The sequence below is a fragment of the Nonomuraea monospora genome, assembly GCF_039531895.1.
In the GTDB taxonomy this organism is placed as follows: domain Bacteria; phylum Actinomycetota; class Actinomycetes; order Streptosporangiales; family Streptosporangiaceae; genus Nonomuraea; species Nonomuraea monospora.
In genome coordinates this window covers 523,452-540,554 of sequence record NZ_BAAAQX010000003.1, presented here as the reverse complement: position 1 = coordinate 540,554, position 17,103 = coordinate 523,452, and the positions used below count along the sequence as shown (strand labels likewise).

General features: G+C 71.7%; 14 protein-coding genes and 1 rRNA gene. 3 read left to right on the top strand and 12 right to left on the bottom strand.

Annotation, left to right across the window (positions count from 1 at the left end; genetic code table 11):
* Nucleotides 1-118: ribosomal RNA gene (locus ABD331_RS09005) — 16S ribosomal RNA — on the bottom strand; the annotation flags it as partial.
* Nucleotides 119-565: 447 nt separating this feature from the next.
* On the opposite strand from ABD331_RS09005, the gene ABD331_RS09000 reads away from it, so the two are divergent.
* A complete protein-coding gene (locus ABD331_RS09000) occupies nt 566-1,606 on the top strand; it encodes an AI-2E family transporter (RefSeq protein ID WP_344472484.1) in 1,041 nt (346 codons plus the stop codon).
* Between the two features lie 24 nt (nt 1,607-1,630).
* On the opposite strand, the gene ABD331_RS08995 is transcribed toward ABD331_RS09000, so the two are convergent.
* The 8 genes from ABD331_RS08995 to ABD331_RS08960 all read right to left on the bottom strand — a co-directional run bounded on the left by ABD331_RS08995 (nt 1,631) and on the right by ABD331_RS08960 (nt 9,501).
* Nucleotides 1,631-2,701: a DUF6597 domain-containing transcriptional factor gene (locus tag ABD331_RS08995; RefSeq protein ID WP_344472482.1), complete on the bottom strand. Its 1,071-nt coding sequence runs from the start codon at nt 2,699-2,701 to the stop codon at nt 1,631-1,633.
* 254 nt (nt 2,702-2,955) lie between these two features.
* On the bottom strand, nt 2,956-3,810 hold the full coding sequence (locus ABD331_RS08990; RefSeq protein ID WP_344472480.1) for a hypothetical protein: 855 nt from the start codon (nt 3,808-3,810) through the stop codon (nt 2,956-2,958).
* A gap of 91 nt (nt 3,811-3,901) precedes the next feature.
* On the bottom strand, nt 3,902-5,098 hold the full coding sequence (locus ABD331_RS08985) for an ABC transporter permease (protein WP_344472478.1): 1,197 nt from the start codon (nt 5,096-5,098) through the stop codon (nt 3,902-3,904).
* Complete coding sequence (locus ABD331_RS08980) at nt 5,095-5,748, bottom strand: ABC transporter ATP-binding protein (protein ID WP_344472476.1); 654 nt, start codon at nt 5,746-5,748, stop codon at nt 5,095-5,097. Before ABD331_RS08980 ends, ABD331_RS08985 begins: the two co-directional genes overlap by 4 nt.
* The gene (locus tag ABD331_RS08975) at nt 5,745-6,854 is read right to left on the bottom strand and encodes a peptidoglycan-binding protein (protein ID WP_344472473.1); all 1,110 of its coding nucleotides are present in this window, start codon (nt 6,852-6,854) and stop codon (nt 5,745-5,747) included. Before ABD331_RS08975 ends, ABD331_RS08980 begins: the two co-directional genes overlap by 4 nt.
* Nucleotides 6,851-7,366: a hypothetical protein gene (locus ABD331_RS08970; RefSeq protein WP_344472472.1), complete on the bottom strand. Its 516-nt coding sequence runs from the start codon at nt 7,364-7,366 to the stop codon at nt 6,851-6,853. The genes ABD331_RS08975 and ABD331_RS08970 overlap by 4 nt, the downstream gene beginning before the upstream one ends.
* Before the next feature lie 24 nt (nt 7,367-7,390).
* Nucleotides 7,391-8,827 carry a sensor histidine kinase gene (locus ABD331_RS08965; protein WP_344472470.1) on the bottom strand — a complete coding sequence of 479 codons (1,437 nt, stop codon included), beginning with the start codon at nt 8,825-8,827 and terminating at the stop codon, nt 7,391-7,393.
* Entirely contained in the window at nt 8,824-9,501 is a 678-nt protein-coding gene (locus tag ABD331_RS08960) for a response regulator transcription factor (protein WP_344472469.1), read from the bottom strand. Before ABD331_RS08960 ends, ABD331_RS08965 begins: the two co-directional genes overlap by 4 nt.
* Nucleotides 9,502-9,855: 354 nt before the next feature.
* Between ABD331_RS08960 and erm the strand changes: the two genes are divergently transcribed.
* Nucleotides 9,856-10,581 (top strand): ErmE/ErmH/ErmO/ErmR family 23S rRNA (adenine(2058)-N(6))-methyltransferase, encoded by a 726-nt coding sequence (gene erm / locus ABD331_RS08955; RefSeq protein ID WP_425565975.1) that lies wholly within the window; start codon nt 9,856-9,858, stop codon nt 10,579-10,581.
* Here erm and ABD331_RS08950 read toward each other — a convergent pair.
* The gene (locus ABD331_RS08950) at nt 10,553-11,944 is read right to left on the bottom strand and encodes a hypothetical protein (protein ID WP_344472465.1); all 1,392 of its coding nucleotides are present in this window, start codon (nt 11,942-11,944) and stop codon (nt 10,553-10,555) included. The genes erm and ABD331_RS08950 overlap by 29 nt on opposite strands.
* Nucleotides 11,945-12,061: 117 nt before the next feature.
* Here ABD331_RS08950 and ABD331_RS08945 point away from each other — a divergent pair, with 117 nt between their 5' ends.
* Nucleotides 12,062-13,633 (top strand): molybdopterin-dependent oxidoreductase, encoded by a 1,572-nt coding sequence (locus ABD331_RS08945; RefSeq protein WP_344472463.1) that lies wholly within the window; start codon nt 12,062-12,064, stop codon nt 13,631-13,633.
* Here ABD331_RS08945 and ABD331_RS08940 read toward each other — a convergent pair.
* Entirely contained in the window at nt 13,626-15,416 is a 1,791-nt protein-coding gene (locus ABD331_RS08940) for a chitinase (protein ID WP_344472461.1), read from the bottom strand. The two genes, ABD331_RS08945 and ABD331_RS08940, sit on opposite strands and share 8 nt — an antisense overlap.
* A complete protein-coding gene (locus ABD331_RS08935) occupies nt 15,413-17,047 on the bottom strand; it encodes a carbohydrate binding domain-containing protein (protein WP_344472460.1) in 1,635 nt (544 codons plus the stop codon). The genes ABD331_RS08940 and ABD331_RS08935 overlap by 4 nt, the downstream gene beginning before the upstream one ends.
* Between the last annotated feature and the right edge of the window lie 56 nt (nt 17,048-17,103).

Here is a 17,103-nt window from a genome sequence, read left to right as displayed (position 1 = left end):
CTCACGTGTTACTCACCCGTTCGCCGCTCGAGTACCCCGAAGGGCCTTTCCGCTCGACTTGCATGTGTTAAGCACGCCGCCAGCGTTCGTCCTGAGCCAGGATCAAACTCTCCAAACAATGTCTGGAAACTAATCCAAGCGTTTCATCAAGTATCACTTGACGAGGTGTTGCATGAAAAATCATGCACTGGCTTTTGACACACTGTTGAGTTCTCAAGAAACGGACGCGTACTTCCTCACCAGGCCCGCTCTCGCGGCCCCCGCTCGGAGGCGTTCATTTCGTCGTTGTGGTCTTAATTCTTTCAGCCGTTCAAGTTCCTGTCAAATTGACCGGACTTGCTCGACCTGCGGGAATTAATCCCTGCCCCCTTTCGGAGACAACCCCTCTAACTTACCAGCCGATCCGAGTGGACGCGCACGCCTCACCGAAGTGGTGGAGTCTGGAGGTGGCCCCCGAGTGGGGCCGGCGATCAAGCCGCCCCCGTGGGACTGCTGAACTCTATGTACGCCTACGGGAACCGTCAAATCGATGGTTCGCCCTGCGCACACGGGTAGGAACGGGTGCGTGCGAGATCAATCCGTGCCCCGGGCGCTCATCATCCTGCTGGGCATCGCCTCCGCGGTGGTCGTGCTCTTCGGCGTCCGCGAGGTCGCCTCCATCGCCGGCCCCGTCGTGCTCGCACTCGTGCTCGTCATCGCCGTCTCCCCCGTGCGCGGCTGGCTCAACGCGAGGAAGGCCCCGGTCTGGCTCCAGGTCGCCGTCCCGTTCCTGATCGTCGTGCTGGTGCTGATCGGCATGGTCGCCATCCTGACCATCTCCGTCACCCAGCTCGTCTCCCTGCTGCCCACCTACACCGACCAGTTCGAGCGGCTCCTCGACGACTCCGAGCGGTGGGCCGCCGCCCACGGCATCAGCAACGACGTGCTCAACAAGGGGCTGCAGGCGTTCGACCCCGGGCGGGTGCTGGGGCTGGCACAAAGCCTGCTCGGCAGTTTGATCGGCATTCTGTCCGCGCTCTTTCTCATCGTGGTGTTGTTGCTGGCGATGTCGCTCGACGCGCCGATGACGTCGCGCATTCTCACCACGGGGGAAGGCAGCCAGCCGCAATTGGTGACAGCACTCGCCACGTTCGGGCACAAGACCCGGCGTTATCTGATCGTCTCCACCGTGTTCGGGCTCATCAACGCGATTCTCGACATGATCGCCCTTTCCTTGCTGGACGTTCCGCTGCCGCTGCTGTGGGGTGTGCTCGCGCTCATCGCCAACTACATCCCGAACATCGGCTTCGTCATCGGGCTGCTGCCACCGGCCATGCTCGCCCTGCTGGACGGCGGCGTGCAGACGATGCTGCTGGTGATCGCTGCTTATATCGTCATCAATGTCGTGACACAGTCGTTCATTCTGCCAAAGTTCCTCGGGGACGCGGTCGGGCTTTCCACGACGATGACGTTCATCTCGCTGATCGTGTGGACATTTGTGCTGGGGCCGCTGGGGGCCATTCTCGCCATTCCGCTGAGTCTGCTGACGCGGGCCTTGCTGATCGACAGCGATCCGAGTGCCAAATGGGTGCAGGCGCTGGTGTCGGGGCGGCTTCCGCGCGGGTGATGCTCGGGCGGCCGGTGGGCCAGGTCAGAGGAGATGGCTCATCTGTACGCCGCTGAGGCGCTTTACGTCGTTGGACAGGTGGGCCTGGTCGGCGTAGCCAGCCGTGATCGCCACCTGTGCCAGGGGGACGCCTGCGCGGGCCAGGCGCAGGGCGTGCTGGAAGCGGACGATGCGCTGCAGGGTTTTGGGGGCGTAGCCGAAGGCGAGGAGGCTGCGGCGGTGGAGTTGGCGTTCGCTGTAGCCGAGGTCCCACGCCACCTCGGCGACCGACCGGCCCTTGCCCAGGGCGGTGGCGATGGCGGGGGCGGCCGGGTCCGCGGATGGCGCGGCGGCGGTGGGCGGCGACAGGCGGCTGGCCATGGCTGCTTGCATGAGCTGAAGCCGGGCTTCGGCTTGGGCTCGCAGGGCGGGCAGCGCGACGGCATCCGACGCCACGAGCGCGATGGCCTCCGGGCCCGCGAGTGCGACGGCCTCCGATGCCACAAGCCCGCCGGCGTCCCGCGCCGCGAGTGCTACGGGATCCGGTGCCACGAGCCCGACCGCCTCCGGGGCCGCGAGTGCGACGGCCTCCGGTGCCACAAGCCCGACCGCCTCCGGGGCCGCGAGTGCGACGGCCTCCGGTGCCGCGAGCCCGACGGCCTCTGGTGCCGCGAGTGCTACGGGATCCGGTGCCACAAGCGTGACGGTCTCCGGTGCTACGAGCGCATCCGCATGCGCCGCGTGAGCGCGACGGCGCCGCGTCGAGTTGGGCTTCGGGGGAGCCGCTACCTTCGTCAGCTCCGCCAGCAGGCTCGCCCCTACGGGCAGGTCGCGGAGTGGGACGCGGCGGTCGCGCAGTTCCTTGAGTGGCAGCCCGAAGAAGTCGCCCACCGCACCGGGCTTGAAGCGCACGCCGGTCAGCGTCTCCCCGGCGGCGATGGCGGCCGGCATGGGGCCTGTGTCCGGGCCTGCGACGTACAGACCCTCAGCGCCCCAGATGAGGTCGACGCACGCGTCGGGCACCACGAGCTGCGTGGCGGCGGCCTCGCTGACGCGATGCCACCCGCAGGCGATGCGACCGGCCAGGCCGGCGCTCGGGGGCCGTTCGACGTACATGCCCCCAACGTACGCGAGGCCTCCGACAGAAGCGCCGCGGCAGGACGCACCGCGGGGGACGGCTGCGCCTGACACACGCAGCTACGGACGGAGCGCCTCACACGGGCAGCCGCAGACGAAGGCGCAGGCGCGTGACGCGGCAACCGCAGGCGCAGACCGACGCGCAGGCGCAGGCCAGGGCGCAGGCCAGGGCGCAGGCCGGGGCGCAGGCTCAGGCCGGGGCGCGTGGCGCGGTGGCCGAGGGCGGTGGGGAGTCAGCCGGGCAGGCGGCCGTAGGCGCGGAGGGTTTTGAGGCGGAGCAGGGTGACGTAGCCGCCCCACTCGTGTTCCACCAGCGGCGTCCACATCTGCCAGTTCCCGCCCCACCCACCCTCGGCCGACTGGGCGGCCAGCATCGCGTCGAGGCCGGCGTCCAGGACGTCCTGCTCGAAGAGCGGGAGCCGCAGCGGCTCCGGCGCGAAGTCGAGGGGGAAGTGCACGTGGCCGGGGGTGTTCAGGTCGAAGGTGACGGCGGCGAGGATGGCGTCGCGCAGCCGGGCGAACTCGGACTCCGCGCGCCTCCTGTCGGGCACCTGGTCGAGGAACGTGACGGCGGCGCGGGCCGCGTACGGCTCGAACTCCCTGGCCACGTACAGCTTTGACCAGCAGAAGTCGGTGGCGGCGTCGAGCCAGGGGTGGGTGACGGCGTGCTTGTGCAGGAGGGCGACGATGGAGGCGGTGGGGATGAGGTCGCCCGGCGGGTTGTCGCCGCTCTGCCACCAGGGGGCGCGCACGGTGTCGCGCACGGAGGGCAGCACGAACGGCACGCCTCCGTCCCCCGTGGTGATGGAGGAGAGGTATTTGCAGGCGGCGGGGACCATGGGCGAGTCGAAGGCGTCGAGCTCGTCGAGGATCCAGAACGCCACCTCGACCGGTTCCGGCTGGCTGCCGGGGCCGCGCAGGTCGGGTTCGAGGGCGTTGCCGAAGCCGCCGTCCTCGTTCTGGTAGCAGCTCAGCGCGTCGAGCACGCGGGTGCGGGAGCCGCCCCTGAACAGGGCTTCGAAGCGGAATCTGTCGAGCAGTCTGCCGTGGTGGTGCAGGTACAGCTCCGCCCGGTCGATGATGTCCATGACGGCGGTCCTTCCGTTGTGGGAGTAGCCGGTGTTGACCGCGAAGGTATCCCCTTGCCGACTCCGTTCTCTTGTAACAATCGGACGCGCGTCAGGGCGCGGACAGGGCCTCCGTGGGTGACATGCGGGCGGCGCGGACCGCCGGGTAGAAGCCGGCGGCTCCGCCGATGACGAGCGTGGCCACGACCCCGCCGGCCATGGCCCAGACGGGCACGATCGACGGCCATCCTTGGAGTCCCGCGTACGCGGCGGTGACGCCGATGCCGAGCAGCACGCCGCCGACGCCGCCGATGGCGGACAGCAGCAGCGACTCGGCGAGGAACTGGACGCGGATCTGCCCGCGGGTCGCCCCGAGCGAGCGGCGCAGCCCGATCTCGGCACGGCGTTCCAGGACGGAGATGACCATCGTGTTGGCCACGCCCACGCCGCCGACCAGCAGCGCGACGCCGCCGAGGCCGAGCAGGAGCGCGTTGAGTGTGGCGTCGGTGGCCTGTTTGGCGGCCAGCACGTCGGAGGGGCGGGAGACCTCGACCTCGTTGGGCTGCTCGGGGTTGGCGGTGGGGCCGAGCACGCCGCGCACCTCGACGACGTGCGCCTCCTGGGCTCTGGCGTAGATGGTGGTGGCGTAGCCGTCGAAGCCGAGCCGTTCCTGCGCGACGGGCCAGCCGATGAGGGCGGCCGTGTCGAGCTCGGGCGCCAGGGGTGCGGGGGCGAGCACGCCGACGACGGTGAACCACTGCCCGCCGAGCCAGACGCGCTGGTCGGGGCCCGCCTGGACGACGCCGAGCCGGTCGGCGGCGGTGGCGCCGAGCACGGTGGCCGGGTAGCGGTGGGTGGCCTCGTTCAGCCAGGCGCCGGCGGCGACGGTGGCGCCGACGTCGCCGATCAGGTCGAGGCGGGCGGCGGTGACGGAGAGGCTGCCGCTCTCGGCCTCGGGGACGTGGTCGTTGCGGTAGACCTTGGCCCCGGTGACGCCGATCGCGGTGACGGCGGTGACGGGGGTGATCTGCCCGACCATGCCTTCCGCCTCTGCGGGCAGGTGGGAGGCCTCGCCGAACAGGGTCTTGCCGGGTGACACGGTGAGCAGGTTCGTGCCGAGGGCGGCGAGCCGGCGGTTGAGGTCCTCCTGGCTGGAGGCGGAGATGCCGACGACGCCGAGCATGGCGGCGATGCCGATGGCGATCCCGAGCGCCGACAGGAACACGCGCAGCGGCCGGGCGCGCAGGCCCGCGCCGCCGACCCTGACGACGTCGCGGGGGCGCAGCCGGACGGGGACGAGGACGTTCACGTGACCACCGCCCCGTCGAGCATCTCCACCTGGCGGGGTAGCGAGGCGGCGATGTCGCGGTCGTGGGTGATGACGACCACGGTGGTGCCGGCCGCGTTCAGCTCGCGCAGCAGCTCCATCACGCCGGTGCCCGAGCGGGAGTCGAGGTTGCCGGTCGGCTCGTCGGCGAGCAGCAGCCGCGGCCCGCCGACGACGGCGCGGGCGATGGCGACGCGCTGCCGCTCGCCGCCGGACAGCTCGTGCGGCCGGTGGCCGGCGCGGTGCCCGAGCCCGACGCGTTCCAGCGTCTCGTACGCGCGCAGCCGCCGCTCCCGCAGCGACGGGCCCGCGTACAGCAGCCCGTCGGCCACGTTGTCCAGCGCGGGCACCCCGGCGGCCAGGTGGAACTGCTGGAAGACGAAGCCGATGACGTTCGCGCGCAGGGCGGAGAGCTGCCTGTCGGTGAGCGAGAGCACGTCGTGCCCGGCTATGCGGACGGTGCCGCCGGACGGCCGGTCGAGGGTGCCGATCATGTTGAGCATCGTCGACTTGCCGGACCCGGACGGCCCGACGATGCCGAGCAGCTCGCCGTGCTCGATGCCCAGCCGGACCCCGCGCAGCGCGGCGACGCCGCCGTAGTGCTTGGTGACGTCGCGCAGCTCGGCGATCACTTGGGCACCGCCACGGTGGCGCCTTCAGTCACGCCCTCGACCTCGACCTTGCCGTCGGCGAACAGGCCGACCTCGACCGCTGTGTACCGGGTGGCCGTGCCCTGCACGACCTGCACGCCGTAGCCGCCCTCCGCCAGGGCGAGCAGCGCGCCGACGGGGACGGCCAGGACGTTGTCGCGGCGTTCCGAAACGATGGTGACCTCCACGGGGGCGGCGTCGTAGGACTTCTTCAGCCCGCTCACCGACACCTTCACCTCGACGGTGGTGGCGGTGTCGGTGCCGCTGGTCGTCTCGGTGGCGACGGTGCCCACGGCCGTGACCTTCCCCTTCACGGTGGCGCCGTCGGGCAGCTCGACGGTGGCGGGCCTGCCCTTGGCGACGAGGTGCTCGTCGGCGACGTCGAGGGCGACGCTCACCTCGCGGGTGGTGCCGGTGGCGTCCAGGACGGGGCCGCTCGCGGTGTCGCCGAGTGCCTTGCGCAGCTCGGCGACGCGGATGCGGCCGTCGGCCACGACGACGTCGCCTGGCTGGACGGTGCCGGTGACGTCGAGGCCGAGGTCGTCCTGCCAGTCCTCGACCGCCTCCGCGGTGGCCCAGGTGAACGTGTCGTCCACGTCGAAGCCGTCGTAGCCGAGCTTGTCCAGGTTGCGTTCGAGCAGTTCGACGTCCTTGCCCTCGACGCCGTCGCGCAGCTCGCGGTACAGGGGCATGGTGCCGTACAGGAGGGGGCGGCGGTCGGCGTCCACGCTGTAGACGGCGTGGCCCCTGGTGACGGTGGAGCCTTCCGCGGGCAGCCAGGTGATCGTGCCCTGCGACTTGGCGGCGACGGTGACGGTGTCGCCGTAGCCGAGGGTGCCGTCCACGGTCTTGGTCGCGGTGAGGGTCGTGCGGGTCACCTGGGCGGTGGCCGGCGGGGTGCGTCCGGTGACGGCGGTGCCGGCGCTGTCGCCGCCGAAGCCCACGGCGGCGGCCCCGACGGCGGCGGCGAGCAGCGCGGCGGCCCCCGTCCAGGCCAAAGCCCGCAGCGGGTTGCGCCGTCGGGGCGGCAGCGCCGGTCCGGGCGCCAGCCTGGGGGCCGATCCGGGGGCCGGCCCGGCCTCGGTCACTTGGTGGCTCCCGTTGAGGGGAAGCTGCCGCGGCAGGCCTCGAACGCCTTCTGGAAGGCCGGGTCGTCGCGCTTGATGGAGCCCGCGCCGCCGCCGAACGTGCCGTCGGGGCCCGGGTCGGGCATGTCCACGCCGTTCTCCCGCATGCACCGGGCCAGCGCGCGGAGCTGTTCGACGTCCTCGGGCGTGGCGGCCCGGCGGTCCTTGAACGGGGCCAGCTCGCGGCAGGCCTCGATGGCCTTCTTCGTCTTGCCGTCGGCCTTCCCGGCGATCACGGCGAGGCCGCCGCTGCCGTCGGGCGCGGGGTCCTCCATGGGCACGCCGTGCTCGCGCATGCATTGGGCGAACTTCCTGCCCTGCTCCTGCGGGTCGGCCGTGGCGGTGGGACTGGGGGTGGCGGAGGGCGCCGCGCTGGAGGCGGTCACGGAGGCGACGCCGGCGCCGCTCTGCGAGGTGCCGCAGCCCGCCGCCAGGGTGGCGAGCAGGGCTGCGGCGAGGAGTGTCCTTGTCATGACTCCGAAGGTGCCGGGCGCTGTTCAGAGCGGGCTCGGAGTCACCTCGGAGCCGGGTAGGAGTACGCGGAAGGTGGCGCCCCTGCCGGGCGAGGTGTCCAGCTCGACCCGGCCGCCGTGGGCGCGCACGATGGCGGCGACGATGGCCAGGCCCAGCCCGGCGCCGCCGTCGGCCCTGGATCTGCCCTGGCTGACGCGGTAGAGGCGGTCGAACAGGTGCGGCACGTGCTCGGGCGGCACGCCTGGGCCTGTGTCGGAGATCTCCAGCACGCCCAGGCGCCCCTGGCTGCCGACGCTGACGGTGACGGACGCCTCGGGCGGGGTGTGGCTGAGCGCGTTGCCGACGAGGTTGGCGGCGACCTGACGCAGGCGGGCCTCGTCGCCCACGACAGAGACGGGGGTGAGCCCGCCGTCCAGCCCGGCCAGCCTGACCTGCCGGTCCGGCACGCGTACGCGGGCGTCGCGGATGGTGTCGGCGGCCACCTCCAGCAGGTCCACGGGGCGGCGGTCGAGCGGGCGTTCCTCGTCGAGCTGGGCGAGCGTGAGCAGGTCGTTGACGAGCACGCCCATCCTGGCCGCCTCGTCCTCGATCCTGCGCATGGCCTCGTCGGCGTCGCCGCCGCCCCTGCGGTGCAGCTCGGCGAAGCCGCGTACGGAGGTGAGCGGGGTGCGCAGCTCGTGGGAGGCGTCGGCGAGGAAGCGGCGCATGCGGGCCTCGGAGTGGGAGGCTTCGGCGAGGTAGCGGCGCATGCGGGCCTCGGAGTCGGTCCTGGCGGCGATCTCGGACTGGAGGCGGTCGAGCATCACGTTCATGGCGGCGGCCAGGCGGCCGGGCTCGGTGTGCGGGTCGGCGGCCTGCACCCGGCGGGCGTGGTCGCCTCTGGCGATGTGCCCGGCCGTGGCCTCCATCCTGGTCAGGGGGCGCAGGCCGAGGCGTACGACGGCGTTGGCGCCCAGCCCGAGCAGGAGCAGCACGACCGCGCTGACGGCGGCGGCGATGGCGGTGGCGGCGTTCTGGGTCTGCTCCAGCTCGGTGAGCGGCTGGGCGAACACCATCGTGCCGCCGTCAGAGAGCCGCATGCCGCGGACCCGCCAGGAGGGGCCGCTGGTGCCCGGCACGGTGTAGCTGACGCCGATCTCGACGTGGTCGATGACCGGACGGGGCTCGGAGCCGCTCTGCGACTGCAGGGTGCCGTCGGGACGGTAGACCATGATCTCCGGCAGCGCGGCCAGGCGTTTGGCGAGCACGTCGTTCCAGTCGCCGGCGGCGGGCCGCTGGGTCAGCACCTGGATGGCCTTGACGCTGGAGAGCTTGGTGAGCTGCTGGAGCTGGCCGTCCACGCGGTCCATCAGGCTGCCGCGCAGCAGCGCGATGCCGGCGACGTTCGACAGCACGAGGGCGAGGGCGGCCAGGCCGAGCACGGCCGTGACGAGGCGGGCGCGCAGGCTCCAGGCTCTCATCGGGGGGTCCTCAGGGTGTAGCCGACGCCGCGCACGGTGTGGATGAGCTGCGGCTCGAACGTGTCGATCTTCTTGCGTAAGTAGTAGACGTAGGACTCGACGATGCTGGAGTCGCCGTCGAAGTCGTAACGCCACACGCTGTCGAGGATCTGCGCCTTGCTCACCACCCGGCCGGCGTTGGTGAGCAGGTATTGGAGGAGGTTGAACTCGGTGGGCGACAGGTCGACCGGCACCCCCGCCCTGCGCACCTCGTGGGCGTGCGGGTCCAACTCCAGGTCGGCGTAGCGCAGCACGTCAGGCTCGGGGAGGGCGCGGCTGCGGCGCAGGATGGCGCGGATGCGCAGCACGACCTCCTCCAGGCTGAAGGGCTTGGCCACGTAGTCGTCGGCGCCCAGGGTGAGCCCCTGCACGCGGTCCTCGACGCCGTCGCGGGCGGTCAGGAACAGCACGGGGACGCTGTCGCCGAGCCGCCTGGCGACCTCGAACCCGTCGAAGTCCGCCAGCATCACGTCCAGCACCACGATGTCGGGCCTGAACTCCCTGGCGGCCGTCACCGCCTGCGCGCCCGTCTCGGCCGTCCTGACCTCGAACGAGACCAGGCGCAGCGTCTGGGAGAGCAGGGCGCGGATGTTCGGCTCGTCGTCCACGACGAGCACCCTGGCCGGTCGATCCATGCTCCCAGGTCTACCCGAGTCACTTCAAAGCCGGCTCAAAGCGTTTATTGAGTTGCCCGCCCGCGAGGCCGCCGCCTACCGTGGCGGGCATGTCATGCATGTTCACCTGCCAGGTTTTCATTCGCATCCGCCGCGGCCGGGCTCTGGCCCGCCAGCGGACGCGGTGACTTCGCGCACCTGAGCTGAGCGTCCGCAGGCGCGCCCAGGGCCCTTCGAGACCCATTCATCTCGAGGACCCGGAAGGGCAGTGCTGTGGCGCAGAATTTCGCGCACGGAAACTATTCACACACCCAGCAGAAGGCCAGGAGAGGCGGCGGTGGCGGTCGCACGCCCGCGGATCGGGCGCGGCGCGAGCTGTCGCAGAACTTCCTGGCCGACAGGCATGCCGTCGAGCTGATGATCAAGGCGGCGGCTCCCGAGGGGCTCGTGCTGGAGCCGGGGCCCGGCGAGGGGGCGCTCACGCTGGCGCTGGCCGAGGCGGGCGCGCGGGTGATCGGCTACGAGCTGGACCCGCGGCTGGCCGGCCGGCTGGCCTCGCGCACGCGCGGCGACGCACGCGTCGAGGTCGTCAGGGGCGACTTCACGGCCGCGCGGGCGCCGCGCGAGCCGTTCGCGGTCGTGGGGAACATCCCCTACTCCGTCACGTCGAGGATCGTGGACTGGTGCCTGCGGGCGCCCGCCCTGACCTCGGCGACGCTGCTCACCCAGCGGGAGTACGCCCGCAAGCGCACCGGCGACTACGGCCGGTGGAGCCTGGTCACGGTCGAGTCGTGGCCGTGGTTCGACTGGCGGCTGGGCGACACGGTCGGCAGGGAGAGCTTCCGCCCTGTGCCGTCGGTGGACTCGGCGATCCTGCGCCTGGAGCGCAGACCCGAGCCGCTGGTGCACGGCCGCCGCTCCTACCAGGAGCTGGTGGAGCTGGGCTTCGGCGGGGTGGGCGGCTCGGTGCGGGCCTCGCTGAAGACCCGCTACGACGGCGTGGACGCCGCGCTGGCGGCGGCCGGGGTGCCCCGCGACGCCGTCGTGGGCCACGTCCACCCCGATCAGTGGGTCACGCTGTGGGGGCGCCTATGCCGGTGACCTGACGGGGAGCGGAGCTTCTCAGTGCCGGGGCCGCCGCGATGTGGCGGCCCCACGGCATGGCCAGCGCGAGGATCGGCAGCAGCACGATCGAGGCCCGCGACCAGTACGTGTGCTGCAACCACCAGCCGTTGACGTCGAACTGCGTCATCACCAGGTAGCCGTAGCCCGCCCACAGCGAGCAGCCGATGATGGCCGGCCAGGCGAAGCGGGTGGGGCGGGCGATCAGGAACGGCATGAACCACAGCAGGTACTGGGCGCCCAGCCGGGGCGTCACGACCATGAACACGAGCAGGATGGCCGTGGTCATGTCGATCGGGTCGGCCCGCCGCCACCAGAGGATGACGAGGACGACGCAGACGTAGATCAGGTTGGTGCCGAACGAGGCCATCGCCGGCTCCAGGGACCAGCTGCCCTCGGTGAGCCACGGGGTCCAGCCCCACTCGCCCACGATGGGCCGGATGTCGCGGATGGTGTCGATGACCGCCGGGAGCTGGTTGATCGACGTCCCCGCGAAGATCGGCAGCGTCACGAAGAAGAAGATCGGCACCGCGCCGGTGGTGAACAGGGCGGCGATCCTGGAGCGCAGGTTCGGCAGGAGCAGCAGGAAGCCGGGGATCAGCCAGATCGGCCAGCTCTTCGCGCACAGCGCCAGGCCCATCAGCACGCCGGCCAGCAGGCCGCGCTTGAGCTGGGCGCGGTCGTCGGGGCCTGGCAGCAGCGCCCGGTGCAGCATGCCGCCGCGGCCGATGACGCGCGGGACGGAGGCCCGCACGCCGTACGCGGCCACTCCGGCGCGGACCTTGCCGACCACGTCGGTGACCATGCCGGGCCTGTCGGGGTCGCCGGGGCCCCTGGCCACCACGAACGCGGCCACGCCGAACACCAGCGCGACGGGCTCCACCTGGCCATGGACGGAGGCGATGAGCACGGCGAGCGGGTTGAGCGCGTACTGCAGGGCGCGCAGCGACGCCTTCGGGCCGCCGGCCAGCTTGGCGACCAGCGGGATGAGGGCGATGTCGGCGACCACGGTGACCAGGCGCCCGGCGTACTCCCACGGGATGCCCAGCCACAGCAGGATGCCGTACACGTACGGGATGGTCGGCAGGAAGTGCCAGCCGCCCTCGCTGGCCAGCACCGGGTCCTCCCCCCGCAGCACGGCCTCGCCCGCGGGCTTGAAGCTCTCGACGAAGTCGACGGGCTGCCAGCTGTCGATGGCGGAGGTGTACATGATGAGCACGCGTACGGCGACGCCCACGACGATGGCGACGGCCAGAGATGGCCGCCAATCACGCCATTGGGCGACGAGAGCGAGCACGACACCGGCGACGAGGACGATCCCCGTGAGAACTGCGTAATCCATGGCGGCCTCTAGCCTGCCGTAACCGGGGGGCTACTGCCACCTGGGCTTCCAATTCTTATCCCCGACATGCCGACACGTATCCCGATACGACATCACCGTCTGTGTTGAACTTTTTCCATGGGGGGATCGCAGGTCAACCAGGCACTGGTCAGGCTCTACTTCGAGGTGAGAGATGGGCTGCGCGACCCGGTCGCGGCCTGGGCGAAACTCACAGGGAACTCACAGCTCTACCAGCGGGCCCGGGGGGAGAGGCGGGTGCCGCTGGACGACGCGACGGCGGCGGAGCTGACGGCGGCGGCGATGGCGTACACGGCCGCCTGTCACGGGGCCGAGCAGGTGGCGGCGCTGGCCACCTCGCCGCTGGCGCGGGTGGTCGGCGGGCTCGGCGGGGCGGTGCTGACTGAGCATCCGTGCGCGCCCGAGCAGGTGCTGGGGCCGCGCTTCTGCGGCCCGGGGGCCGACGACTGGGCGCGGGCGGCGCACGTGCTGCTGTGGGGGGAGAACAACCGGCTGGTACGCAGCGCGGACACGCCGTGGGTGATCGCCGGGCGGTACAAGGGGCAGAAGGTGGTGGCGATCGGCACCCACCCGACGCGGCTGTCCGACGAGACGCTCGTGGTCCGGCCGGGCACGGACGGGGCGCTGGCCATGGCCATGGGGCACGTGCTGCTCAAGGAGTTCTTCCTGGACCGCACGCCGTTCGCCGAGCACGCCATGGCGCGCACGGACCTGCCGCTGCTGGTGCGGCTGCGCGAGCGGGAGTCCGGGTACGTGCCCGGCGGGCTGACCGGCGGGGCGTACGGGCGGCTCAGCCTGTACGGCGGCGAGACCGTGGAGGTGCTGCTGCCGCGCTTCGACGACGGGCCGGGGGTGCTGCGGCGCGGCGTGCCCGTGCTGCGGGACGGCGGCGAGCTGGTGACGACGGTGTTCGACCTGGTGCTGGCCGTCTACGGGGTGGCCAGGCCGGGGCTGCCGGGCCGGTGGCCCGGCGGGTACGAGGACCGGGCCGAGCCGTACACGCCCGCCTGGCAGGAGGCGTACACGGGGGTGGCCGCGTCGCGGGCGCTGAAGACGGCGCGGGAGCTGGGGGTGACGGCGGAGAAGACCGGCGGGCGGTGCGTGATCGTGCCGGGGCGGCTGGAGACGCCGCACGCCGACACCGCCTACCGGGCGATGCTCGCGCTGCTGGTGCTGACCGGGTGCGGCGGCGGGTGGGCGCAGGCGGGGCAGGAGGGCATCCCGCTGGTGCCGTACCTGTGCCTGCACGCGTGCGGCGAGGACCGCTCCGACGTGGGCGCGCTGAGCTGGGCGCTGGCGGAGGGCCTGTTCGCGCGGCGGTCGGCGCGGTCGGTGCTGCTGGAGGCGGTGGCCGACGGCTGGCCGATGGCGCCGCCGCCGCGCGTGCTGGCCCTGCCGAGGCCGATCTACCCGCTGCCGCCCGGCGTGGACCTGCTGATCGGGCCGGACGAGCACTGCGACCTGTCGCCGCCCGACCCCGAGCTGGTCGCCGAGACGCTGGCCAAGCTGGCCGGCGGCATGACGCTGGCCGAGCCGGGCGGCGCGGCCGAGGCCGGGCGGATGCGGATGCTGGTGGATCACGCCTGGATGCACGAGTACGGCGAGGCGCTGCCCACCTACCGCCCGCCCGGCCTGGGCCTGCCGGTCAAGCCGACGCAACTGGTCAGGTGAGCCCGTTCAGGTACGCCCGGTGGCTGCGGGAGAACTCGTGCCCGTTGTACCGGTCCCAGTTGATCGACCAGGTCATCAGGCCGCGCAGGCCCGGGTAGACCCCGCGCGGCCGGTACGTCCCGCAGTTGCTCCCCTTGGCCAGGCAGTCGAACGCCTTCTGCACCTCCGCGACGCTGGTGAACCCGTTGCCCGCGTTGACCGAGGCGGGCAGCCCGATGGCCACCTGGTCCTGGCGCAGCGGCGGGAACACGTTGGCCGGGTTGCCCATGATCGGGAAGCCGGCCAGCAGCATGTCCGTCATGGCCACGTGGAAGTCGTGCCCGCCCATCGTGTGGTACTGGTCGTCGAGGCCCCTGATCGGGCCCGAGTTGTAGTCCTGCACGTGGAGCAGGGTCAGGGCGTCGCGCATGGCGTGGATGACGGGCAGGTAGGAGGCGCTCCTGTTGTCGGCGGCGCCGTTCGGGCCCGGGCCGTAGAACTGGTAGCCGAGCTGGACGAAGAACGTCTCCGGCGCCATGGTCAGGGTGAACTTCGCACCGTAGCGGCTCTTGAGCGTCTTCAGCGCGGAGATGAGGTTGACGACGACTGGGGTGGTGGGTGCGGCGAGGCTGGTGTCGCCGGGGTTGAGGTAGAGGGAGTGGCCCTCGAAGTCGATGTCGAGGCCGTCGAGGCCGTACTTGTCGATGATCGCGGAGACCGAGGCGACGAACGTGTCGCGGGCCGCCGTCGTGGTGAGCTGGACCTGGCCGTTCTGGCCGCCGATCGAGATGAGCACCTTCTTGCCCTGGGCCTGCTTGGCCCTGATGGCGGCGATGAAGTCGGCCTCCGGCTCGACGTTCGGGCACTCGGCGGCCGGGCACTGGCGGAACCTGATGTCGCCCGAGGTGACGGAGGTGGGCTCGCCGAAGGCGAGGTTGATGACGTCCCACTCGGCCGGCACGTCGCTCATGCGGATGTATCCGGATCCGTTGGCGAACGAGGCGTGCAGGTAGCCGACCAGGACCCGCTTCGGCAGGTCGCCGCCGGGGCCGCCGCCGCTGGTCGTGGTGCCGCTGACCTCCTGGCCGTACGCCGAGCAGTTGCCCGCCGCGTCGCAGGCGCGGACCTTGAAGCGGTACGTGGTGGCGGCGGCCAGACCGGTCGCCGTGAGGGTCGTGCCCGTGGCGGCGACCGGGGCGCCGCCGTCGCGGGAGACCTCGTAACGCGTCACGCCGACGTTGTCGGACGAGGCCGACCAGCTCACGTTCAGGCTGGAGGCGGTCGCGCCGCCGACGGCCACGTTGCCCGGCACGCTGGGCGCCTGCGTGTCCGGGGTGCCGCCGGGGCCGTCGAGCACCACGTCGTCGGCGTGGTAGGCGCCCTGGCCGTACCAGCCGTTGAGATAGATGGCCACCGACGTGGTGGCGGCGCCCGTGGTGAAGGACGTCCTGAGCTGGCTCCACTGGCCGCCGGGAGAGCCCCACGTGCTGGCGTTGACGCCCGTGCCCGTGGCACCCAGGAACACGTAGCTGCCCTGCACCCAGGCCGACAACTGGTAGGTGGTGTTCGGCTGGACGGTCACCGCCTGCTGGCAGCGGGCCAGGTCGTTGCCCTGCGGCGTCGCCTGAAGGGCGCGGGCCCCGCCGTGCACCGGGGACGACACCGCTTGGCCCGCCGAGCAGGTCCAGCCGGTCAGGCCGTCCTCAAAGCCCGGATTTATCGCGATATTGGCGGCAAAGGCGGGGGCGGCGGTCAGGCCGAGGGCCAGCACCACCCCCGACACGACGCTGATCAGGCTCCTCATCCCGTGAACCCCTTGAAGATGTTCGTGAACTCGTAGCTCGACTGCGCGATCCCACTGCACGTCGGCGACACCCTGCCGTCGGGGCAGCCGCCGTTGTCGCGGGCGGCGGACCAGAAGCCGACGAAGGCGAGGTGGTTGGCGTTGGCCCAGGCGAGCAGCTTGCGCGCGTCGGCCTGCGTGGTGGTCATGCCGGTGTCGTTCTTGCCGATCATCGGGGTGACCCCGAGCATCCGCCTGAGCTGCGCGTCGGTCTTGGCCGGCCAGACGCCCTTCATCTGGTTCAGCGTGGCCTGCGCGGCGGCGATCATGGCGTCGCCCCAGTTGCCGGTGTAGCCGAAGTTCATCAGCATCGGGTTGACGATCACGTTCAGCCCCTTGGCCGCCGCGTCCTGGAGGATCTGCAGCGAGAACGGGTCCACGCCGTAGTCCTGGCCCTGGATCCGCAGCGTGTAGCTGACGACGGTGCCGCGCTCGCTCTGGAGCTGCTTCAGCGCGGTGTTGACCTTGTTCACGTCGATGCTGGCCTCGACGTCCACGTCCAGGTGGTTGGTGCCGACCGTGTCCAGCACCTTCTTGTACGCGGTGACGAGCGCGGCGGCGCTGCCGCACACGTGCTCCAGGTATGGCCCCAGCGCCCCGCCGCTGGCCACGACCACCTGGCCGCCCTGCGCCTGGAGCGCCTTGACGTCGTTGACGATGCGCGCGTCGCCGATGGGCATCGTGCCGCCCCAGGACGGGTTGCAGCCGGAGCTGTCGCCGAGCGCGAAGGCCAGCGTGTAGTTCTTGACGCCGGTGGCGTTGGCGGCGCTGACCAGGGACGGTGTGGGCATCGTGATGTCGATGTAGGGGGCGTACTTGATGTCGCCGGTCGGCGGGGTGGTGTCGTCGGTGGTGCGGCCGGTGACGGAGGCGGAGTAGGCCGAGCAGTTGCCTGCCGCGTCGCAGGCCCTGACACGGAAGGAGTAGGACGTCTGCGCGGCCAGGCCGGTGGCGGTGTGGCTGGTTCCTGACACTGCGGAAGGTGCGCCGTTGTCCCTGGACACCTCGTAGCGGGTCACGCCGACGTTGTCCGTGGAAGCCGACCAGCTCACGTTCAGGCTGGAGGCGGTCGCGCCGCCGACGCTCACGTTGCCCGGCACGCTGGGCGCCTGCGTGTCCGGGGCGCCGCCGGGGCCGTCGAGCACCACGTCGTCGGCGTGGTAGGCGCCCTGGCCGTACCAGCCGTTGAGATAGATGGCCACCGACGTGGTGGCGGCGCCTGTGGTGAAGGACGTCCTGAGCTGGCTCCACTGGCCGCCGGGGGCGCCCCACGTGCTGGTGTTGACGCCTGTGCCCGTGGCGCCCAGGAAGACGTACGCTCCCTGGACCCAGGCCGAGAGCTGGTAGGTGGTGTTCGGCTGGACGGTCACCGTCTGCTGGCAGCGGGCCAGGTCGTTGCCCTGCGGCGTCGCCTGAAGGGCGCGGGCCCCGCCGTGCACCGGGGACGACACGGTCTGGGCTCCTGAGCAGGTCCAGCCGGTCAGGCCGTCCTCAAAGCCCGGATTTATGGCGATATTGGCGGCTAAGGCGGGGGTTGCGTGGAGGGCGAGGAGGGCGGCGGTGAGCAGGACCGCCGGTGCTCGGAGTCTCATGGGTTTCCTCACTGCGGCCCGCCCCCGGGGTTCGCGGGGGCGGGCCGCTCAGCGGG